The 22,466-nt window shown below is 72.6% G+C and carries 6 protein-coding genes; 5 read left to right on the top strand and 1 reads right to left on the bottom strand.

Translation table 11 applies throughout. From position 1 onward, the window contains the following. Position 1: 1 nt before the first annotated feature. The 4 genes from H4687_RS02125 (at position 2) to H4687_RS02110 (ending at position 19,321) form a co-directional block, all read left to right on the top strand. On the top strand, positions 2-16,516 hold the full coding sequence (locus tag H4687_RS02125; RefSeq protein WP_050398144.1) for a non-ribosomal peptide synthetase: 16,515 nt from the start codon (positions 2-4) through the stop codon (positions 16,514-16,516). A gap of 147 nt (positions 16,517-16,663) precedes the next feature. Then, on the top strand, positions 16,664-16,873 hold the full coding sequence (locus tag H4687_RS02120) for an MbtH family protein (RefSeq protein ID WP_046919403.1): 210 nt from the start codon (positions 16,664-16,666) through the stop codon (positions 16,871-16,873). Between the two features lie 97 nt (positions 16,874-16,970). Further along, positions 16,971-17,990 carry a TauD/TfdA family dioxygenase gene (locus H4687_RS02115; protein WP_404819264.1) on the top strand — a complete coding sequence of 340 codons (1,020 nt, stop codon included), beginning with the start codon at positions 16,971-16,973 and terminating at the stop codon, positions 17,988-17,990. 62 nt (positions 17,991-18,052) lie between these two features. Continuing rightward, positions 18,053-19,321 (top strand): diaminobutyrate--2-oxoglutarate transaminase, encoded by a 1,269-nt coding sequence (locus H4687_RS02110; RefSeq protein WP_046919402.1) that lies wholly within the window; start codon positions 18,053-18,055, stop codon positions 19,319-19,321. A 722-nt stretch (positions 19,322-20,043) separates the two neighbouring features. Here the strand turns inward: H4687_RS02110 and H4687_RS02105 are convergent. Beyond that, positions 20,044-21,036: an aldo/keto reductase gene (locus tag H4687_RS02105; RefSeq protein WP_046919400.1), complete on the bottom strand. Its 993-nt coding sequence runs from the start codon at positions 21,034-21,036 to the stop codon at positions 20,044-20,046. 432 nt (positions 21,037-21,468) lie between these two features. Between H4687_RS02105 and H4687_RS02100 the strand changes: the two genes are divergently transcribed. Next, the gene (locus tag H4687_RS02100; protein ID WP_046919399.1) at positions 21,469-21,927 is read left to right on the top strand and encodes a hypothetical protein; all 459 of its coding nucleotides are present in this window, start codon (positions 21,469-21,471) and stop codon (positions 21,925-21,927) included. Positions 21,928-22,466: the final 539 nt, after the last annotated feature.

Raw genomic sequence — 22,466 nt, 5'->3', positions numbered from 1 at the left:
CATGCGGAGTGCTGCCCCGACGCATCAGGGCCTGCCGCTGACGGCGGCCCAGCACGGAGTGTGGGTCGCCCAGCGCCTCACCCCCGACAGCCCGCTCTACACGTGCGGCATCCACTACGACGTTCCCGGGCCCGTGGACCGCGCCCTGCTGGCCCGTGCCGTGGAGCGGGCCGTGACCGAGACCGAGGCGCTGCGGGTCCGCTTCGAGGACGACGGCGAGACAGTCCGCCAGAGCGTGGACCCGTCCGTCCAGGGGGAGTTGGAGTATCTCGACCTGAGCGGCGAGGCCGATCCGGCCGGTGCCGCCCGTGCCTGGATCGACGCCGATCTGGCCCGGCCGGTGCCGGTCACCGGCGACCGGCTGTTCCGGCACACCCTGCTGCGGCTCGGCCCCGACCGGCACTGGTTCCACTTCCGGTACCACCACATCCTCCTCGACGGCTACGGACAGGTGCTGCACTGCCGCCGTCTGCTGGAGGTCTACACGGCCCTGGCGGCGGGCGAGCAGCCGCCGGCGAGCGGCTTCGGCACCCTGTCCGAGGTCCTTGCCGAGGAGCGGACCTATCTGGAGTCCCCCCGCCGCGAGCGAGACGGCACCTACTGGCGCGGCGAGTTCGCAGACCTGCCCGAGTCCACCGAACTCGGCGCCACGATCCTCGGTTCCCCCGCCGACGGCACCGCCGCCCCCTCGGCCCCCTCCTCCCACACCACCGGTCTCGCCCCCAGCCTCCCCAGCGCCACCGGCCGTCTGACCGAGCCCACCGCCCGGCGCGTCCGCGGACTCGCCGGGTCCCGCTGGGCGCTTCCCGTGATCGCCGCCATGGCCGCGCACACCCACCGGGTCACCGGCGCCCACGACGTGGTCGTCCGGGTGTTCATGGCCGCCCGGCTCAGCCCACGGGCCCTGGCCACGCCCGCCATGCTCGTCAACGACGTCCCGCTGCGCATCCGTGTCGACGGTTCCACCACCTTCACCGAGCTGCTGGACCGCGTCGCCGCCCGGCTCGCCGAGGCGTCCCGCCACCAGCGCTACCCGCACGACGAACTCCGCCGCGACCTCGCAGCCGCCGCCCACCCGGGCACTCTCAGCGGCCCGTCCGTGAACGTCCTCTCCTTCGCCGCCGCCCGCCTGCCCTTCGGCCCCACTCAGGCGGACGCGCACCAGCTGGCCTCCGGCCCGGTGCGCGACCTCGCCCTGCACGCGTTCGGCGACCCCGAGGCGGGCGACGGCATCCAGCTCACCGTCAACGCCCACCCCGGCCGCTTCACCCCCGGGACGGCAGCCGCCCACCGCGACCGCTACACCCGCCTCCTCACCGCCGCCACCGAGCACCCCGACCGGCCCATCGGCGCCCTCGACCTGCTCGACGACGCGGAGCGGGAGCGCTTCCACGCCCACAACGACACCGGCCACGCCATCGACCCGCGCTCCCTGGTGGACCTCTTCGAGGCCCAGGACCCGGCCGCCGAGGCCGTCGCCTTCGAGGGCGAGCGGCTGACGTACGGCGAACTCAACGCCCGCGTGAACCGTCTCGCGCACGCCCTGCGCGGGCGGGGCGTGGGCCCGGAGTCGCGGGTCGCGGTGAAGCTGCCGCGCTCGGTCGACCTGATCGTCGCGCTGTGGGCGGTGCTGAAGAGCGGCGCCGCGTACGTGCCCGTCGACACCGGCTATCCGGCCGACCGGATCGCGTACCTCGTCGCCGACTCCCGCGCGACCCTCGTCCTCGACGAGGACAACGTACGCGCCCTCGGTCAGGGGCAGCCCGACACCAACCCCGGCGTCGTCCTGCGGGGGGACCACGCCGCGTACGTCATCCACACCTCGGGTACCACCGGCCGACCCAAGGGCACCGTCGTCACCCACGCCGGCATCGGCAACATGCTGGCCTGGATGCAGGACGAGTACCGGCTCACCCGTGCGGACCGGGTCGTGCACAAGACACCCGTCGGATTCGACGTGTCGGTGTGGGAGGTGTTCTGGACCCTCACCCGGGGCGCCACCCTCGTCGTGGCCCGCCCCGACGGCCACCGGGACCCGGCCTATCTGGCCCGGCTGGTCCACGACGAGCAGATCACCGTCATCCACTTCGTCCCGGCCATGCTCGGCCCCTTCCTCGACGAGTACGAGTACGAGGACGCGCCGAGCGCCACGCTGCGCATGGTCAGCTGCGGCGGCGAGGCGCTGTCCGCCGGACTCGCCGACCGCTTCCACCGCGTGTGCGGGGCCCGGCTGCACAACTCCTACGGCCCCACCGAGTTCTCGGTCACCGCCACCTCCCACGCCTGCGTGCCCGGCGAGACGGTCACCATCGGCACGCCCACCCACAACTCCCGCGCCTACGTCCTCGATCCGGCCCTGCGACCGGTGCCGGACGGGGTCACCGGTGAGCTGTACCTCGCGGGCGTCCAGCTCGCGCGCGGCTACCTCGACCGGCCCGGCGCCACCGCCGAACGGTTCGTCGCCGACCCCCACGGCCCGGCCGGCACCCGGATGTACCGCACCGGCGACCTGGTGCGCCGCCGCGCCGACGGGGGCCTGGACTTCGTCGGACGCGCCGACGACCAGATCAAGATCAACGGACAGCGCGTCGAACCCGCCGAGGTCGAGGCCGTCCTCGCGACCGTACCCGGCGTCGAACAGGCCGTGGTCCTCGTCCACGACTCCGCCACGGGCGCCCGCCAACTGGTCGGCTACGCCACCGGCACCCCCGAGAGCGACCCCCGCGCGTATCTCGCGCGGCGGCTGCCCGCCCCCATGGTGCCGGTGACCGTGTTCGTCCTGCCGTCGATCCCGGTGACCCCCAACGGCAAGATCGACCGTCGCGCGCTGCCCGCCCCGGCCCGCCAGGTCGGCGGACGCGCCCCCTCCACCGACACCGAGCGGACCCTGCACACCCTCGCCGCCGCCCTGCTCGGCCGCCCCGAACTGGGCGTCGACGACGACCTGTTCGCCCTCGGCGCGGACAGCATCCACGCCATCCAGCTCGTGAGCCGCGCCCGCCGACAGGGCCTCCACCTCACACCCCAGGACGTCTTCGACCACCCGACCGTCACCCGGCTCGCCGCCGTCACCACGACGGCACCGGCGGCCCCGCCCGTCGAGGACGACCCGGTCGGCGAACTCCCCGAGACCCCGATGGCCCGGCGCCTCGCCGAACGGGCCGGCTCCACGGCCGGCTTCGCCCAGTCCCTGCTGCTGGCCACCGGGCCCGGACTGTCGTACGACCGGCTGGCCGCCGCCCTCCAGCAGGTCCTCGACCGCCACGACGCCCTGCGTATGCGCGGCCGGTACATCCGGCCGGTGGGTGCCGTACGGGCCGAGGACTGCCTCACCCACGCCCGGTGCGAGGACGCGGGCGGGCAGGATGAGGCCGGACCGGGCGAGGACGTGGCCGCCCGCGACGCGGAGGTGGCCCAACACAAGGAGGCCGCGCGTCGCGCGCTGTCACCCGACGACGGCGTGATGGTCCGGGCGGTGTGGTTCGACCACGGACCCGCGCACCCCGGCCGGCTGCTGCTCGTCCTGCACCACCTGGTCGTCGACGGCGTGTCCTGGCGCATCCTGCTGACCGACCTCGCCGAGGCACTCAAGGGCGCCGAACTCTCCCCGCCCGGAACCTCGTTGCGCCGCTGGGCCGGACTCCTCCGGGCCCCCCTCGACGAACTCCCGCTCTGGACCGACCTGCTGTCCACCCCGGAACCCGTGCTCGGCGCCCGCCCCCTCGACCCCGCCCGGGACGTCCACGGCACCGCCCGCTCGGTCACCGTCACCGTCCCGGCCGACCTCACCCGGACCCTGCTGGCCACCCTGCCCGCCGCCTACCGGGCCACCCCGGACGACATCCTGCTCGCCGCGCTCTCGGCCGCCGTACAACGCCGGCGGGGCGAAGGGCAGGTCCTGGTCGACCTGGAGGGCCACGGCCGCGATCACCTCCCGCCCGGGACGGACCTGTCCACCACCGTCGGCTGGTTCACCCGTATCCACCCGGTGCGCCTGGGCGCCGGCACCGAGACCGGAGCCCGCCTCATCAAGCGCACCAAGGAGGAGCTGCGCGCCGTCCCGCACGGCGGTCGCGGCCACGACCTGCTGCGCGACCGGCTCACCGGACTGCGAGCGCCCCAGATCGCCTTCAACTACCTGGGCCGTCTGGACGCGCACGATCTCGGTGGCTGGCACCTCGCCGACGGTGAGGCCGCCGTCGACCTGCTGGCCGACGACGACCTCGCGCTCACCCACGCCCTCCAGATCGACGCCCACGTCCGTGACGGCGAACTGACCGCCGAGTGGACCTACCCCCCGGGCGTCCTCACGGAGGCCGACGTACACGCCCTCGCCGAGGCGTGGACCGAGGCCCTGACCGAACTGGCCGCGCACACCCGGGGCGGCCTCACCGTCTCCGACGTGCCCCTCGTCCGCATCACCCAGGAGGAACTGGACCGGTTCCGGGGCGCCACCGACGTCCTGCCCCTCTCCCCGCTCCAGGAGGGCCTGCTCTTCCTCGCGCTGTACGAGCCCGAGGACCCCTACGTCGGCCAGCTCGTCCTGGAGACCGACGGCGGCTTCGACCCCGAGCGGATGCGGGCCGCCGCCACCGCCCTGCTGCACCGCCACCCGAACCTGAGGTCCGCCTTCCGCAGCCGCTCGGCGGGCGCCCCCGTGCAGGTCGTCCCCGCCGACGTGAAGGTCCCCTGGGAGGAGCGCGACGAGGACGACCTGGCTGCCTTCCTCGCCCGCGACCGCGCCCGCGGCTTCAGCGTCGTCCGCCCGCCCCTGCTGCGGTTCACCGCCCTCGGCGACCGCCGCCTCGTGCTGACCCACCACCACCTGCTGCTCGACGGCTGGTCCCTGCCCCTGCTCGTACGCGAACTGTTCACCCTGTACGGCGGCGCCGAACTGCCGCCGACCACCCCGTACCGCGACTATCTGTCCTGGCTCGACCGGCAGGACCACGAGACCACGGCCGGGCTGTGGCGGCGGCGCCTCGACGGGCTGCGGGCCCCCACCCTGCTCGCGCGGGCCGACCGCGCCTCCGACGGGCACGACGTCCACGAACTGATGCTGTCCGAGGCGCTCACCGACGCGCTGGTGTCGACGGCCCGCGCGCACCGGCTCACGCTCAACACCGTGGTGCAGGGCCTGTGGGGGCTGCTGCTGGGCGCCTTCACCGGCCGGGACGACGTCGTGTTCGGCGCGACCGTCTCCGGGCGCCCGCCCGAGCTGCCCGGCGCGGAGTCGATGCTCGGCCTGTTCGTGAACACCCTGCCGGTCCGGGTGCGGATCGACCGGGACGAGACACTGGCCGCGCTGCTGACCCGGCTCCAGCGGGAACAGCGGTCCCTCCACGCCCACCAGCACGCCTCGCTGGCGGAACTGACCCGCGCCTCCGGCTTCGACGCGCTGTTCGACACCATCGTCGCCTTCGAGAACTACCCGATGGACGACGGCATCGAGGCCGGCGGTCTGCGCCTGGCCCACGCCGATCTCGTCGAGCGCACCCACTACCCGGTCACCCTGTCGGTCTTCCCCGGCGCACGGCTGCGGCTGAAGTTCTCCTACCTCGCCGGAGCCTTCGACCCCCCGGCCGTCACCCGCCTGGCCGACCTCCTGTCCGGACTGTTCGGCCGATTCGGCGACGCGATGGTCGAACTCGACGTCCCGGCAAGCGAGTTGATCGAGGTCGACGACGCGGACCGACTGCTCGTCATGGGCGCCGCGCGGGTGGAGACCCGTGCCGCGCCGGTGGCCCCGGCCGGCGGCGGCGAGCCCCGCTCGCCCGAGGAGACGTCCCTGTGCGCCATCGTCGCCGACGTCCTCGGCGTCGAACGCGTCGGTGTAGACGACGAGTTCTTCGCACTCGGCGGCACCTCGATTCTGATGATCCGTCTGGTGCACCGGGTGCGCGACGAGTTCGGCGTCGACCTGTCGCTGCGCGACCTCTTCGCCGCCCCGACCGTCGCCGGCGTCGCCGAACGACTGACCAGCCTGGCCCCCCAGGCCAAACGCATCACCGCCGAGGAACGGCCCGGCCGTGTCCCGCTGTCGTTCGCCCAGGAACGCATGTGGTTCCTGCAACGCCTCCAGGGCTCCTCCGGCACCTACAACATCCCCCTCGCGATCCGGCTGACCGGCACCCTCGACACGGACGCCCTCGCCGGCGCGCTGGCCGAGCTGGTAGCCCGCCACGAGGCGCTCCGCACGGTCTACCCGGAGGACGTCGAGGGCCCCCACCAGGTGGTCCTGCCGCCCGAGACGCCCTACACCACGCAGTACGTCCGCGACGCCGCCCCCGACCTCGCCGCCGACGCGGGCCGCCCCTTCGACCTGACCCGCGACGTGCCCCTGCGGACGACGCTGTACGAGACCGGGCCGGACACGTACGTCCTGCTGCTGGTCGTGCACCACATCGCCGCGGACGGTGCCTCGCTGCGTCCGATGGCCGAGGACATCACCACCGGCTACCGCGCCCGGACCGGCGCCGACACGTCGGGCTTCCCCGAACTGACCGTGCAGTACCCGGACTTCGCGATCTGGCAGCGCGAGACGCTCGCCACCGACCTGCCCCGCCAGATCGAGTACTGGAAGCAGCACCTGGACGGCCTGCCGCCCGAGGTCACCTTCCCCGGTGACCGGCCGCGCCCGGCGGTGGCCACCCACCGCGGCGACCACGTCGAGTTCCGCGTCGCCCCCGAGCTGTACCAGCGGATGCTGGACCTGGCAGGACGCACCCGCACGACCCCGTTCATGGTCCTCCAGGCCGCCGTGTCCCTGCTGCTGACCCGGCTCGGCGCGGGTGAGGACATCCCGCTCGGCGGTGTGATCGCCGACCGGCCCGACTCCGTCCTCGACGACGTGGTCGGCGTCTTCATCAACACCCTCGTCTACCGCATGGACACCTCCGGCGACCCGAGCTTCGAGGAACTGCTCGTCCGCGTCCGGGAGACGGGCCTCGCCGCCTACGCCCACCAGGGCGTCCCCTTCGAACGCCTCGTGGAGGAGCTGAACCCGGAGCGCTCCCGCTCCCGGCACGCCTTCTTCCAGGTGATGCTGGCCTGGCTCGACCTCACCGAGGCCCGCTTCGACCTGCCCGGCGTCAGCGCGGACCCCGGCCCGGTCACCAGCGGGACCGCCAAGTTCGACGTGCACTTCGACTGCCACGTCCACGAGGGTGGCGGCCTGCTGTGCCGCCTGGAGTACGCCACCGACCTCTACGACCGCCGTACGGCCGAGAGCTTCGCGGCCCGCTTCGTCCGCGTCCTGGAGCGTGTCACCGCCGACCCCGGTCAACGGCTCGCCGAGGTCGACGTCCTCGGCGACGACGACCGCGCCCTGGTGCTCACCGGCTGGAACGACACCACCGTGTCGTTCGACGCAGAGAGGTCGGCGGTCGACCTGCTGGAGGCGCACGCCCTGCGCACTCCCGACGCCGAGGCGGTCCGGTTCCAGGGCGCGAGCGTCACCTACGGAGAGTTCAACGCCCGGGTGAACCGGCTCGCCCACGCCCTGCGCGAGCGGGGCGTCGGACCCGAGTCACGGGTCGCCGTGATGCTGCCCCGCTCGGTCGACCTGATGGTGGCCCTGTGGGCGGTGCTCAAGGCGGGCGCCGCGTACGTACCGATCGACACCGGCTACCCGGCCGACCGGATCGCCTACATCCTCGCCGACTCCGGCGCCCGGCTGCTGATCGCCGACCGCGACGCGGACGGCTTCGAACGGATCCCGCCCGTTGCCGAGGGCCCCGAGGACAACCCCGGGGTGACGGCCCATGCGGACAACTCCGCGTACGTCATCTACACCTCGGGCTCCACCGGCCGCCCCAAGGGCACCGTCAACACCTACGCGGGCATGGCGAACCGGCTGTGGTGGATGCAGCGCGACCACCGACTCGCCCCGGGCGAGCGGGTGCTGCAGTCCACCCCGGTCAGCTTCGACGTGTCGGTGTGGGAGGTCTTCTGGACCCTGATGTACGGCGGCACCCTCGTCGTCGCCCGGCCCGACGGCCACCGTGACCCGCTCTACCTGGAGCGGCTGATGCGCGAGGAGTCCGTGGCCGTCGTCCACCTCAGCGCCTCCATGCTCGGCGCCTACCTGGCCGAGACCGGGCTGCCGGACTCCGTACGCCTGGTCGTCTCCGGGGACGAGGCCCTGCCCGCCGAGCTCGTCCGCCGCTTCCACGACGACTCCCGCGCCGTGCTCCTCAACGCCTACGGCCCCACCGAGGCCGCGGTCGACGTCACCGCCTGGGCCGCGCCGGCGGACACCGAGACCGTGCTGATCGGCGGACCCGTCGCCAACACCCGCGCCTACGTGCTCGACGCGACGCTGGCACCGGTCGCCCCCGGAGCGCCCGGTGAACTGTACGTCGAGGGCGTCCAATTGGCCCGTGGGTATCTCGACCGGCCCGCGCTCACGGCCGAACGGTTCGTCGCGAGCCCGTACGGGCCGCCCGGAGCGCGTATGTACCGCACCGGGGACCTGGCGCGCTGGACGGCGGACGGCGAGCTGGAGTACCTCGGACGCGCCGACAACCAGGTGAAGCTGCGCGGCTTCCGCGTGGAACTCGGCGAGATCGAGGACGCGCTCACCGATCACCCGGCCGTCGCCCGCGCCGCCGCGGCCGTGCACGGGCAGTGGCTCGTCGGCTACGTCGTCCCGGCCCCGGGCGTCCCGGTCGACGCGGAGACATTGCGGGACCGCCTCGCGGCACGGCTGCCCGAGTACATGGTCCCGGCCCAGATCGTCACCCTGGACGTGCTGCCGCTCACCCCGAACGGCAAGCTCGACCGCCGGGCCCTGCCGGTCCCCGATCTCGCACACACCGCCGGGCGCGGCCCGCGCACCCCGCAGGAGGAGATCCTGTGCGGCCTGTTCGCCGAGGTGCTGCGCGTCCCCGAGGTCTCGATCGACGACGACTTCTTCGCGCTCGGCGGACACTCCCTGCTGGTCACCCGGCTGGCGAGCCGCATCCGCGCCGCCCTCGACACCGACCTCGAACTGTCGGTCCTGTTCGAGGCGACCACCGTGGCGAAGCTCGCGTCCCGGCTCGACGGAAGCGGCCCGCGCCGCACCGGCGTCACGGCACTGCTCCGCGAGGGCCGCGTTCCGCTGTCGTACGCGCAGGAACGCCTGTGGTTCCTGCACCGCTTCGAGGGCCCGTCCCCGACGTACAACCTGCCCGTCGCGCTGCGGCTGACCGGTGACCTGGACGTGGCCGCGCTCACCGCCGCCCTGGACGACCTGGCGGAGCGGCACGAGGCGCTGCGCACGGTCTTCGCCGAGGACGAGCACGGACCCCACCAGGTGGTCCTGGCGTCCGTGCCGCCGCTGAGCGTGGTGGATGTCGACGAGGAGGGGCTCGCCGCCGGACTGGCCGACGCCGTCCGCACCCCGTTCGACCTCACCGCCCAACCGCCGCTGCGCGCCACCCTGTTCGACCTCGGCGGGGGCGAACACGTGCTGCTGCTGGTCCTGCACCACATCGCCGGCGACGGCGCCTCCATGGCCCCGCTCGCCCGCGACCTCGCCGACGCGTATACGGCCCGCGCCAGGGGAGAGGCCCCCGGCTGGGCCCGACTCCCCGTCCAGTACGCCGACTTCGCGGTGTGGCAGCGGGAGGCGCTGGGCGAGGCGGACGACCCGGCGAGCGCTCTCTCCCGGCAACTCGACCACTGGCGTACGACGCTCGCCGGGCTGCCCGAGCAGCTGGAGCTGCCCTTCGACCGGCCCCGGCCCGCCGTCCCCACCCACCGGGGCGACACCGTGCCCCTCTCGGTCGAGCCCGCTGTCCACGAGGCCCTGGTCCGGCTCGCCCGCGAGCATCACACGACCGTCTTCATGGTCGTGCACGCCGCGCTGGCCACCCTGCTGCACCGGCTCGGCGCGGGCGACGACATCGTGATCGGCTCACCCGTCGCGAACCGCACGGACGAGGCCCTCACCCCCCTGGTCGGCTTCTTCGCCAACAACCTCGTCCTGCGCACCGACCTGACCGGTGACCCCGACTTCACCGAGGTGCTGCGCCGGGTGCGGGCCGCAGACCTGGCCGCCTACGCCCACCAGGACGTGCCGTTCGAACGGGTCGTGGAGGCGGTCAACCCGGCACGCTCCACCGCCCGGCACCCGCTGTTCCAGACCGGCCTGAACTTCAACAACGCCGACCAGCAGGCGGCCCTCGACCTCGCCGTCGACCTGCCCGGCCTCACGGCCCGGGTGCGGCCGGTCGCGTCGCCCGCCGCCAAGTTCGACCTGTCGTTCTTCCTCACCGAGCGGCCCGAGGGCGGGATCGGCGGACTCCTGGAGTTCGCCACCGACCTCTTCGACCGCGAATCGGCCGCCCGTATCGCCGAGCGCTTCACCCGGCTGCTCACCGCCGTCGTCGCCGAACCCGACCGCCCGGTCGGGGAGTTCGACGTCGTGGACGCAGACGAGCGACGGCTGCTGCTCACCGAGTGGAACAGCAACGACCACGAGGTGCCGTCCCGGACGCTCACCGACCTGTTCGAGGCCCAGGCCGCCCTCTCCCCGGACGCCCCTGCCGTCGTGTTCGGCGCGACCGAGCTGTCCTACGCCGAACTCGACGCCCGTGCCAACCGGTTGGCCAGGCACCTGATCGGCCTCGGCGCCGGTCCCGAGCGGTACGTCGCCGTGCTGGTGCCGGTCTCCGAGGACATCCCGGTGACCCTGCTGGCCGCCCTGAAGACCGGCGCCGGCTATCTGCCACTCGACCCGGCGCACCCGGCCGACCGGCTCGCCTTCATGCTGGGGGACATCGCGCCGGTCGCCGTGGTCACCACGGCCGAACTCGCCGCGACCGTCCGCTCCTTGACGGACGCGCCGGTCGTGTCGACGGCCGACCCGGCGATCGCCGCACGACCCTCCGGCCCGCTCACCGCCGTGGACCGTCGGCCCGAACACGCCGCGTTCGTCATCTTCACCTCGGGCTCCACCGGACGGCCCAAGGCGGTCGTCGTCGAACACCGCTCGCTGGTCGCCTACCTGGCGTGGGCGACCCAAGAGTACGAGAGCCTGCGCCGACGCGTCCTGGTGCACTCACCGGTCTCCTTCGACCTCACCGCCACCGGTATGTTCGGGCCGCTGATCTCCGGCGGCACCGTGGAACTGGTCCGCTGGAGCGCGAGCGGCCCCGACCCGGACGCGACCGTCACCCGGCCCGACTTCGTCAAGGCCACCCCCAGCCATCTGCACCTGCTGGGCGTGGTGCCCGAGGAGTACTCGCCGGAGGGCCAACTCGTCCTCGGCGGCGAGTCGTTGCTCGGCGACGTACTGGACGCCTGGCGCGCCCGGCACCCCGGCGTGACCGTCCTCAACGAGTACGGCCCGACCGAGACCACCATCGGCTGCAGCCTGTTCCGCATCGAACCCGGCGACGCCGTGCCGCCCGGTGTCATCACCATCGGCACACCCGCCTGGAACACCCGGATGTACGTGCTGGACGCGCTGCTGCGCCCCGCACCCGTGGGCACCGCCGGCGAACTGTACGTCGCGGGCGACCTCGTCACCCGCGGCTACCACGGCCGCCCCGCACTGACCGCCGGCCGCTTCGTCGCCGATCCGTACGGTGCGCCCGGTACCCGGATGTACCGCACGGGCGACCTGGCCCGCTGGACGGCCGCCGGTCGGCTGGAGTTCGTCAGCCGCGTCGACGACCAGGTGAAGATCCGCGGCTTCCGCATCGAACTCGGCGAGGTGGAGGCCGTGCTCACGGCCCGGCCCGGGATCGACGCCGCCGCCGTGGTCGTCCGCGAGGACACCCCCGGCGACAAGCGCCTCGTCGCCTACGTGGTGCCGGAGCCGGATCACCCGGCGGACCCGGCCGCGCTGCGCGCCGCGGCGGCGCGGGCCCTGCCCGACTACATGGTCCCGGCCGCGTTCGTCGTCCTGGAGAAGCTGCCGCTGACCGCCAACGGCAAGATCGCCCGCAAGGCGCTGCCCGCGCCCGACCGCACCCCCGGAGGCACGGGCAGGCCACCCGCCGACGGCACGGAACGGCGCGTGGCGGATCTCTTCGCCGCCGTCCTCGGCGTGCCCGACGTGGGCGCCGACGACGACTTCTTCCACCGCGGCGGCCACTCCCTGCTCGTCGCCCGGCTGGTCAACCGGATCCGCGCGGGCCTCGGGGCGGAGCTGTCCATCCGGGAGGTCTTCGAGCACCCGACCGTCGCTGGGCTCGCTCAACTGCTGGAGGGTCGGTCGACACGGGCCGCCAGGCCGCCGCTGGTCCGGCGCGAACGGCCCGAGCGGGTGCCCCTGTCGGCGGCACAGCGCCGGATGTGGTTCCTCGACCGGCTCGACGGCCAGTCCCGCACGTACACCATCCCCGTGGTCCTGCGGATGACCGGCGCCCTCGACCGGGACGCCCTGCGGGACGCCTTCGGCGACCTGTGCCGACGGCACGACGTGCTGCGCACCGTGATCGCCGACGGGCCCGAGGGACCGCACCAGGTCGTCGTCGACACGGAACCGCGCTTCACGATCCGGTCGTACGACCCGGCCGACCCCGACCCGGCCGACTTCGACACCGGGCTGGCCGAGGCCGCCCGGCTCCCGTTCGCCCTGGACCACCAACCGCCCATCCGCGCCGTGCTGTTCACCGACGGAGAGCGGGAGCACGCCCTGCTGCTGCTCCTGCACCACATCGCGGGCGACGGCACCTCCATGCGGCCCCTCGCCGCCGACCTCTCCACCGCCTACACCGCCCGTCTCGCCGGCCGCGCTCCCGACTGGGCCCCGCTGCCCCTGCAGTACGCCGACTACGCGCTGTGGGAACGCGAACTGCCCACCGACCGGCTCGATTTCTGGACCGAGGAACTGGCCGGGATCCCCGAACAGACCGAGCTGCCCACCGACCGGCCCCGGCCCGCCGTCGCCTCCCAGCGCGGTGGCACCGTGCCCTTCACGGTGCCGGCCGTGCTGCGCGACCGGGTCGAGACGCTCGGCCGGGAGCGGGGCGCCAGCGCCTTCATGGTGCTGCACGCCACACTCGTCACCCTGCTCGACCGGCTCGGCGCGGGTGACGACATCGTGATCGGCACGCCCGTGGAGGGCCGCCCGGACACCGCCCTCGAAGACCTCGTCGGCCTGTTCGCCAACACCCTGGCGCTGCGCGCCGACACCTCCGGCGACCCCACCTTCGAGGAACTCCTCGACCGGGTGCGCAGGAGGGACGTGGCAGCGTACGACCACACCGACGTGCCGTTCGAGCAACTGGTCGAGGTCCTCAACCCGGCGCGCTCACGCTCCCGGCACCCCCTGTTCCAGGTCATGCTGACGGTCAACCAGCAGGCGGTCGCCCCCACGCTGCCCGGCCTCGACGTGACCGTCGGGGACGTGCCCGGCGACCGGGCCAAGTTCGACCTGTCCCTGACGCTCGTCGAGACCGGCGAGCGGGGCGAGGGCGGCTGGTCCGGATCGGTCGAGTACGCCTCGGACCTGTTCGACCGCGCCACCGCCGAGGGCATCGCCGACCGCTATCTGCGGCTGCTGGAGGAGGTGACCGCCGACCCGGCGCGTCCCCTGCACGCCCTGCCCCTGCTCACCCCCGCCGAACGCGAGGACGTGCTCGTCCGCCGCAACGACACCGGCCGACCGCTGCCGGGGGCGTCGCTGCCGGAGATGTTCGAGGCCCAGGTGAAGCACACCCCGCACGCGGTGGCCGTCGTCGCGGACGGTGAGGACGCCACCGGAACCACGGGGCTGACGTACGACGAACTGAACCGTCGCGCCAACCGGCTCGCCCGACACCTGATCGCCCTCGGCGCGGGACCCGAGACCGTCGTCGCCGTGGTGCTGCCACGCCGGCCGGACGTGGTCGTGGCGTTGCTCGCGGTCCTGAAGACCGGGGCGGCCTATCTGCCGGTCGATCCGGCCAACCCGCGTGCGCGGATCGACGCGCTGGTCGCCGACGCGGGCGCGCGGATCGTGCTGGACGTGGACACCTACCCGGCCGCCCCGGACGATCTCCCCGACGGCGACCTGGGTGTGCCCGTCCACCCCCACCAGGCCGCCTACCTGATCTACACCTCCGGATCGACGGGCCGCCCGAAGGGCGTGGTCGTCGAACACGGTTCGCTCGCCGTCTACTTGAGCGAGGCCGCGGCGATGTACCCGGCCGCGTCCGGCGAGTCCCTGGTGCACACCTCCCTCGCCTTCGACATGCCGGTGACCACGCTGTTCACCCCGCTCGTCACAGGCGGACGGGTGCGGTTCGCTGACCTCGACCAGGACACACCGCCATCCGCCCTGCTCAAGGTCACCCCGAGCCATCTGCGGCTCCTGGAGTCGCTGCCCGACCGCGTCAGCGACGCCCGGAACCTGGTCATCGGCGGCGAGGCACTCGACGGCACCGCGCTCCAGGCATGGCGCGACCGGCACCCCGGCGCCGTAGTGATCAACGAGTACGGGCCGACCGAGGCGACCGTCGGCTGCGTCGTCCACCGCCTCGAACCCCACGACCGCCTCGACGCGGGGCCGGTGCCGATCGGCCGCCCCATCGGCAACGCGCGCGTGTACGTGCTCGACCCACGCCTCCAGCCCGTCCCCGACGGGGTGTGGGGCGAGCTTTACCTGGCCGGCGCCGGACTCGCCCGCGGCTACGCCGGCCGGCCCGGCCAGAGCGCCGAGCGGTTCGTCGCCGACCCGTACGGCCCGCCCGGCACCCGGATGTACCGGGTGGGCGACCGGGCCCGCTGGAACCACGCCGGAGTCCTGGAGTACGCCGGACGCGTCGACGACCAGGTCAAGATACGGGGCTATCGGATCGAGCCCGGCGAGATCGAGACCGCCCTGACCGCGCTGGACGGCGTCGAGCGGGCCGCGGTGATCGCCCGCGAGGACCGTCCGGGAGACCAGCGGCTGGTGGCGTACGTCGTACCGGGCGCCGAAACAGCCCTGGCGGCCGACGAATTGAAGGCCCGGCTCGCCGCCGTCCTCCCCGCCCACCTCGTGCCGTCCGCGTTCGTCGAGGTCGACGCGATCCCGTTGAACGCCAACGGCAAGCTCGACCGCAGGGCACTGCCCGCCCCGCCGGACACCGCCGCCGGTACCGGCCGGGCGCCGCGGACCGAACGAGAGGCCCTGCTGTGCGGGCTGTTCGCCGAGGTGCTGGGGGTGCCCGAGGTCTCCGCCGACGACGACTTCTTCGCGCTGGGCGGTCACTCCCTGCTCGCCGTCCGGCTGGCCGGGAGGATCGGGGAGGCGCTGGCGGTCCGGTTCAGCCTGTCGGCGCTCCTCGAAGCGCCGACCCCGGCGGGACTGGCCCGCCACCTCACCGGGGGCGCCCCGCACACCACGTTGTGGGTGCCGGACTCGGAAGCCGAGCTGAGTCCGGCCCTGCGCTTCACGTCCGGCACATCCCCGTCCGCCCCACCTGACACGCGGCACGCCGTCGCGTATGGCGACGGTCCTCGGGAGATTCTGCTGACCGGGGCCACGGGGTTCGTCGGAGCCTTCCTCCTGGCCGAGCTGCTGCACCGGACGTCGGCGCGGGTGCACTGCCTGGTCCGTGCGCAAACCGACGACGAGGCCGGCGAGCGGCTGACTGGGGCCCTGCGGCGCTATGGCATCGACCTCGGTCCGACGCCGGACGAGCCGCGGCTGAACGTCGTCCGGGGTGACCTGGCGGCAGCGGACCTCGGCCTCGACCCCGCGGACTGGGCGGGGCTGCGCGAGCGGGTCGACACGATCGTGCACAGCGGCGCACACGTCCATCACCTCTCACCGTACGGCCGGCTGAAGCCGGCCAACGTGGAGGGCACCCGGACCCTGCTGCGCCTGGCCGCCGAAGGCCGGCCGAAGGCGTTCCACCACCTCTCCACCCTCGGTGTGTTCGGGCTCGGCCAGGACTCCCGGCTGGTGACGGAGGATTCGCCGATCGCTGGTGAGGAACACCCGTTCGGGCACGGGTACGCGGCGAGCAAATGGGTCGCGGACCGGCTCGTGGAGCGTGCCTTCGAGCGGGGGGCCACCGGCGCCATCCACCGGCTCGGCCGCATCTGGGCGCACACCTCGACCGGTGCCGTCAGTCCGGACGACATGTTCTCCCGGCTGCTCACCAGTTGTGCCGCGCTCGGCTGCCATCCGGTCGGACCGGACCTGGAGGAAGCGCTGCTCCCCGTCGACGTCCTGGCCCGCGCCGTCGTGGGGCTGATCCTGACCGGGACGGGAACCGCCCGTGTGCACCACCTCCACCACCCGCGCAGGGTCGGCGCCGACGTCTTCATGAGCGGCCTCGACCGGATGCGCGGGACGGTCTGCGAACCGGTCCCGCTCACCGAGTGGCTGCGGCGCCTGTGGGACGCGAGCGAACGGGGACAGGACCTGCCGATCCTGCCCTACCAGGCGTATCTCGAAGAGCACGCGAGGAACGCGCCGGACCAGCGGCAGCCGACCCTGGAGTTCGACAACGACAGGACGCTCCAGCGGCTGCGGGATCTGGCGGTCGCGATCCCGGACATCGACGAAGCCGCGATCTCCCGCTACTGGGACTTCGTCGAACGGTGAGGCGAGCCGCACGGACCGGCCTGCCGCCCACCACATCGACCTGACGACCGACCACACCGCCCGGACTCTCGGCCGGAACCGTGGCCCAACTCCCCTGCACCGGGAGGCAAAGCGCCTCCCGGCTCCCGAAAGGAACACCGACCCGCCATGACCAACCCCTTCGAGAACCCCGACGGCACCTACCGGGTCCTGGTCAACGACGAGAACCAGCACTCCCTGTGGCCCGACTTCACCGACGTCCCCGCCGGCTGGACCACCGTCTTCGGCCCGGACAGCCGCACCGCCTGCCTGGAGTACGTCGAGCGCGAATGGACCGACCTGCGCCCCCAGAGCCTCGTCGACGCCATGGACGCCTGACCGCCCCGGCCGAATCCACGCGACGGCCGAATCCATGCGCCGGCCTCAAACACGCGACGGCCTTTCATGCGACGTACGGAACGGAAGTGAACACGACGTGATCAGCGTCGATTCGACGACGGCACCCGCGGACCCGGCGCGGCCCCCCCGCCCCGCCACCGACGACGGAACGGTGCGCCTCGGTGCCTTGGACCTCGCCGTACTGGCCCGGGTGACGAGCGGTCTGCTGGACGAGGCGGGGGACCGGGTCGACGACCCCGTCTGGGTGGGCCGGGCCCGCCACGCCTGGGAGGACGCCCCGGCCGAAGTACGACGTCCGATACGGGAGTTCCGCAGGAACTCCGGCCCCGACGGCGCCCTCGTCCTGCGGCGGCTGCCCATCGGCGCCGCCGACCTGCCCTCCACCCCCATGGTGAAGGGCTCCGTCCAGCACACCCCCACCCTGGCGGCGGCGACACTGCTGCTGTTCGCGGCCGGGCTCGGCGACCCGGCCGCGTTCGCGGCGGAGAAGTCCGGCGCACTGGTCCAGGACGTGGTCCCGGTGCCCGGTCAGGAGAAGGTCCAGGGCAACGTCGGCTCGGTCGAACTCACCTTCCACACCGAGAACGCCTTCCACCCCCACCGCCCCGACTACGTCATGCTGCTGTGCCTGCGGGCCGACCACGAGGGCGTCGCCGAACTGCGCACCAGCTGCGTACGCCGCGTCCTGCCCCTGCTGACGCCGACCACCCGGGCCGCGCTCGGGCGCCCCGAGTACGTCACCGAGGCCCCGCCGTCCTTCGGCCAGGTCGGTCAGGGCACCGCGCATGCCGTCCTCACCGGCGACCCGGACGACCCCGACTGGTGCTTCGACGAGGCGGCCACCCGGGGCGTGACCCCCGAGGCCCGAACGGCCCTCGCCGAACTGGCCGAGGTGGCCCACCGGACGTACACCTCGGTACGCCTGCGCCCCGGCGACCTCGCCGTCGTCGACAACCGGGTCACCCTGCACGGCCGTTCGGCGTTCACCCCGCGCTACGACGGCCGTGACCGCTGGCTCCAGCGGACGTTCGCATTCAGCGACCTCCGCCGCTCCCGCGACCACCGCCCCGGCGACGGAACGGTCCTCGTCAAGTGACGTCGTCAGCACATGGGTCACGAGATTCATGAGTTCGAGAATCCAGAAAGGTACGTGCTGAGATGACCGAGACCGACCGGACACCCCTTGATGTGTTCGAACGTCACGAGTCGAACGTACGCAGCTACTGCCGCGACTTTCCGGTCGTGTTCGAACGCGCCGCCGGGCACCACCTGTGGGACACCTCCGGTCGCCGCTACGTGGACCTGCTGTGCGGGGCCGGATCGCTCAACTACGGCCACAACCCGCCCGCCATCGTCGAACGGGTGACCTCCTACCTCACGGCCGGCGGACCGGTGCAGTCGCTGGACCTGCACACCACGGCCAAGGCCGACTTCCTGGAGCGGTTCACCAGCCTCGTCCTTCAGCCGCGCGGACTCGGTGACCACGTCGTCCAGTTTCCCGGCCCGGCCGGCACGCTCGCCGTCGAGGCCGCGCTCAAGCTGGCCCGCAAGGTCACCGGCCGCACTGAGGTGATCGCCTTCACCGGCGGCTTCCACGGAGCCTCCCTCGGCGCCCTCGCGGCCACGACCTCCCCGCTGCTGCGCGGGGGAGCGGGGGTGCCCCTGACCGACGTCATGATCCTGCCGTACGGCGACGCGACCGAGCCCGATCCGTTCGTCGCCCTGGAACACGCCCTCGGCCCCGACGCGGCGACGCCCCCGCCCGCCGCGATCCTGTTGGAGACGGTCCAGGGCGAGGGCGGACTGCACACCGCTCCCCGCGCGTGGCTGGCCCGGATCCGTGAACTCGCCGACGCGACCGGCACGTTGGTCATCGTGGACGACATCCAGGCGGGCTGCGGACGCACCGGTACCTTCTTCAGCTTCGAGGACGCACCCGAACTACGCCCCGACCTCGTCTGCCTGTCCAAGTCCCTCAGTGGAATGGGACTACCGATGGCGGCCCTGCTGATCCGGCGCGAGATCGACCAGTGGGCACCCGGCGAGCACAACGGCACCTTCCGCGGCCACAACCTCGCCTTCGTGGCGGGCTCCGCGGCCCTGGACCACTGGACCGACCCGCACTTCACCCACCACGCCGCCGAACTGGCCGTCGCGATCCGCACCAGCCTCACGAGCATCACCGACGCCCTTCCGGCGGGTGCCGTCGAAGTCGTCGGCAAGGGCGCGATGAGCGGATTGCGCTTCCCCGCCCCGGAGACGGCCGAGCGGGTGCGGGAGGCGTTGTTCCACGCCGACGTCGTCGCCGAGACCTCGGGGTCCGGGCGTGTTCTGAAGCTCCTGCCACCCCTGACGATTCCACTCACCGACTGGAAGGAAGTGGCGGACATCTTGGGCGACACCGTCCAGGTATTCGCCACGGTGTAGTCATCCGACGCCCTGGGGACGGGACAAGCGGCGCGGCTGCGGTCAGATCCCCAGGGCCAGGGTGCGCCGATACCGTCACTCTGTTGGTGATGTTGGCGGGGTCATGCGGCTGAGCACAGGGTGCGAAGCGGGTGGTCCGGCGTCGGGTTCCGGGTCCGGTGCCGAGCCGGTCCGCGACACGGGCGATGTCGCCGGCCGGCGTGGCGCGCACGTGCCGGACGCGAGATTCTTCTGGCCGCGGTAGCGAGAAGCGGCGTGCAGAACCGTGGGCGCGGCCGTACTGCGAGAGGGGGGCGGCTTCGATGCTGGCCCGGATCGTGTAGCGGTACTGCCACTCTTCGTTCATCTGGTCGAGTCTGTCGTGCGTCTGGATCTCGTGGAGTTCGCGGGTGGGCAGCGGGGCGAGGGCTCTCGGCCGGGTGGCGGAGGTGAGATGCCTGATGGTCGTCCCAGTCGACGGGGAGGGCCGAGCTGGGGAAGCTCGACGAGCCAGCCTTGGCCTGGCTGCTGTTGTCGAGGACCACCGGGGCGACCAGGGTGATGCCGTGCGCCCGAGCGGCCCGTTCGATGTGTGCAGGGGGACAACCGACATGGACGACCTGCTCGCAGGGCAGTGACTCCTGCGTGGCAAGGTCGTCATGAATGGCAGCCACTCGGCAGGCCGAGCGCCGCACCTGCCTCGGCGACGGTGGCGGCGACTGCGAACCAAGCGGCTGCCACCGCTACCAGGCGAAGGCCTCTGGAGACGGTCCCGGTCCCGGGAAGATCTCGTCCAACCCGGCCAACAACTCCTCGCTCAGCTGCAACTCGACGGCGTGCAGGGCGGATTCGAGCTGTTCCAACGTGCGCGGGCCGACGATCGGGCCGGTCACGCCGGGACGGGTGAGCAGCCAGGCCAGGGCGGCCTCACCGGGCTCCAGACCGTGCTTGTCGAGCAGGTCCTCGTATGCCTGGATCTTCGCATGTACCTCAGGGCCGGACATGGCGCCCGCGGCCCGCCCCTCGCTGCGCCGACCGCCCTCGACCTGCTTCTTCAACACGCCGCCGAGCGCACCGCCGTGTAGCGGCGACCACGGGATGACACCGAGGCCGTACTCCTGCGCGGCCGGAATCACCTCCATCTCGGCGCGGCGCTCGTAGAGGTTGTACAGGCACTGCTCGCTCACGAGGCCGATGGTGCCGCCGCGACGGGCGGCGATCTCGTTCGCCTGGGCGATCTTGTAGCCCGGGAAGTTGGAGGACCCGACGTAGAGAATCTTTCCCTGCTGGATCAGTACGTCGACGGCCTGCCAGATCTCCTCGAACGGGGTGTCCCGGTCGATGTGGTGGAACTGGTAGATGTCGATGTGGTCGGTCTGGAGCCGCTGGAGCGATGCGTCCACGGCGCGCCGGATGTTCACCGCCGACAGCTTCTCGTGGTTGGGCCACGCCGCGTCGTCCGCGCCCATGTTGCCGTACACCTTGGTGGCAAGGACGACCTTGTCGCGCCGCCGGCCGCCCTTGGCGAACCAGTTGCCGATGATGGTTTCGGTACGGCCCTTGTTCTCGCCCCAGCCATACACGTCCGCCGTGTCGAAGAGGTTGATGCCGGCGTCCAGTGCCGCGTCCATGATCGCGTGACTGTCGGCCTCATTGGTCTGCGGACCGAAGTTCATGGTGCCGAGGACAAGCCGGCTGACCTTGAGTCCCGTGCGTCCGAGCTGCGTGTACTTCATGGATGCACGCTAGTCGCGTGGAGTAAAAGCTAGGCAAGCGCATACCTTCGGATCCCGCATCTCCATGCCAAATCCCTGCCAAGCAACACGTCACTGATGCCGGTCACCGGCGGATGGACGGATGCGTCAACTCAACCGCTGACTTGGGTTGTTGAGGTTCCGTTGCGGGTGAGGTCGGAATCGGCAGTTGGTCGGCGACAACGCGGTCCATGATGTGGCCTGCGGTGGAAGGCCGCGTGCCGACTGGGCCTGTGTGACACCGGCTTCCGATCCGTCGCCGCAGTCCTACTTCCGCCGCCGAGGGTGAGCGGGAAGTGGCCACAACCATTCGCTGCCTTCGTGCGTCTGAGTGGTGACCAACGCCCTCTGGGGCGAGGTAAGTAAGGGGAAGCCTTGATCCACCGCATGAGATCCAGAACCTACGCCGCTGTCATGGGCGCGCTTGTCATGGCCACAACCGTGCCGCTGCTTGCGCCGACGACCGCCCACGCCGCGAACGCCTGTCACCGGAACAACAACATCCTGGTGACAGCCGAGATCAAAACCCACTATCCCGTGACACTTCACGGCGCGACCATCAAGCTGTACAGCGAGCGGAGGAACGGAGCCGCGTTCTTCCAGACGGTCGGCGCAAGAGCCGGGGACGTCCTCTCCATCCACCGGACCCACAGAGTCGCCACGGGAAGTGCGGAGCACTACTGGTGGAACAACTCGCAGGCGGGCTCCTATGACTACTGCGAGACGACCGCGTCCCGCGACGGCTTCGTGCAAACTGAACGGATCGATGGAGCACACCACGGTGTGCGGGCCTGCCTGCGGCGCAACGGCAGCCAGCAGTGCGCTAGCTGGTGGTACGCCGACAACGACGACGACTCCGGCGACATCACCTAGCAAGACCTGGCGTGAGCGCGACGGCCGACTGGCTTGAGAGAACAGTCGGCGGCTCGGTCGCGCGTCGGCGGGGCCTCCGCGCCCGTGCCGCCGTCAGTGCGGCGGCGATGCCAGCGGGAGCCCCGGCGCAGCGACGCTGAAGCCGGTTCGGTACCTGCTCGAAGGCGAGACGACCTGCGGCGTTCCATACGGCCAACGCGCAGCTCAAGGCGGTCGCGTCCGCCAGCCGCGCGGGGGTGACCGGCCGGCCGCCCGCTGACCGCCGCTCGATCAGTGCGATGCCGTCGCGCTCGCCATGCCGCAGCGTTTGCCCTTGCCCGCGGGGTGGGTGCGTAGGCAAGGGCACAGCCTGGTGCGGGAGCCGGGTCGCATGGCACTCAGTCCGGCCACCGACAGGTGTCCCGTGCGTTGCCCGAGACGCCTCTGGCCGATGCGACACACTCGCACGCTGGCACCGTGCCCGCCCCGACCGCCCCCGCCGACGTCCCCCGGCGGTGTCGCGCGCTGACGGCGCGCCTGGCGTGACACCCGCTGAACGG

Origin of the sequence: Streptomyces stelliscabiei (genome assembly GCF_014873495.1) — a bacterium.
Classification (GTDB): domain Bacteria; phylum Actinomycetota; class Actinomycetes; order Streptomycetales; family Streptomycetaceae; genus Streptomyces; species Streptomyces bottropensis.
This window is presented reverse-complemented; position numbering and strand designations above follow the sequence as displayed.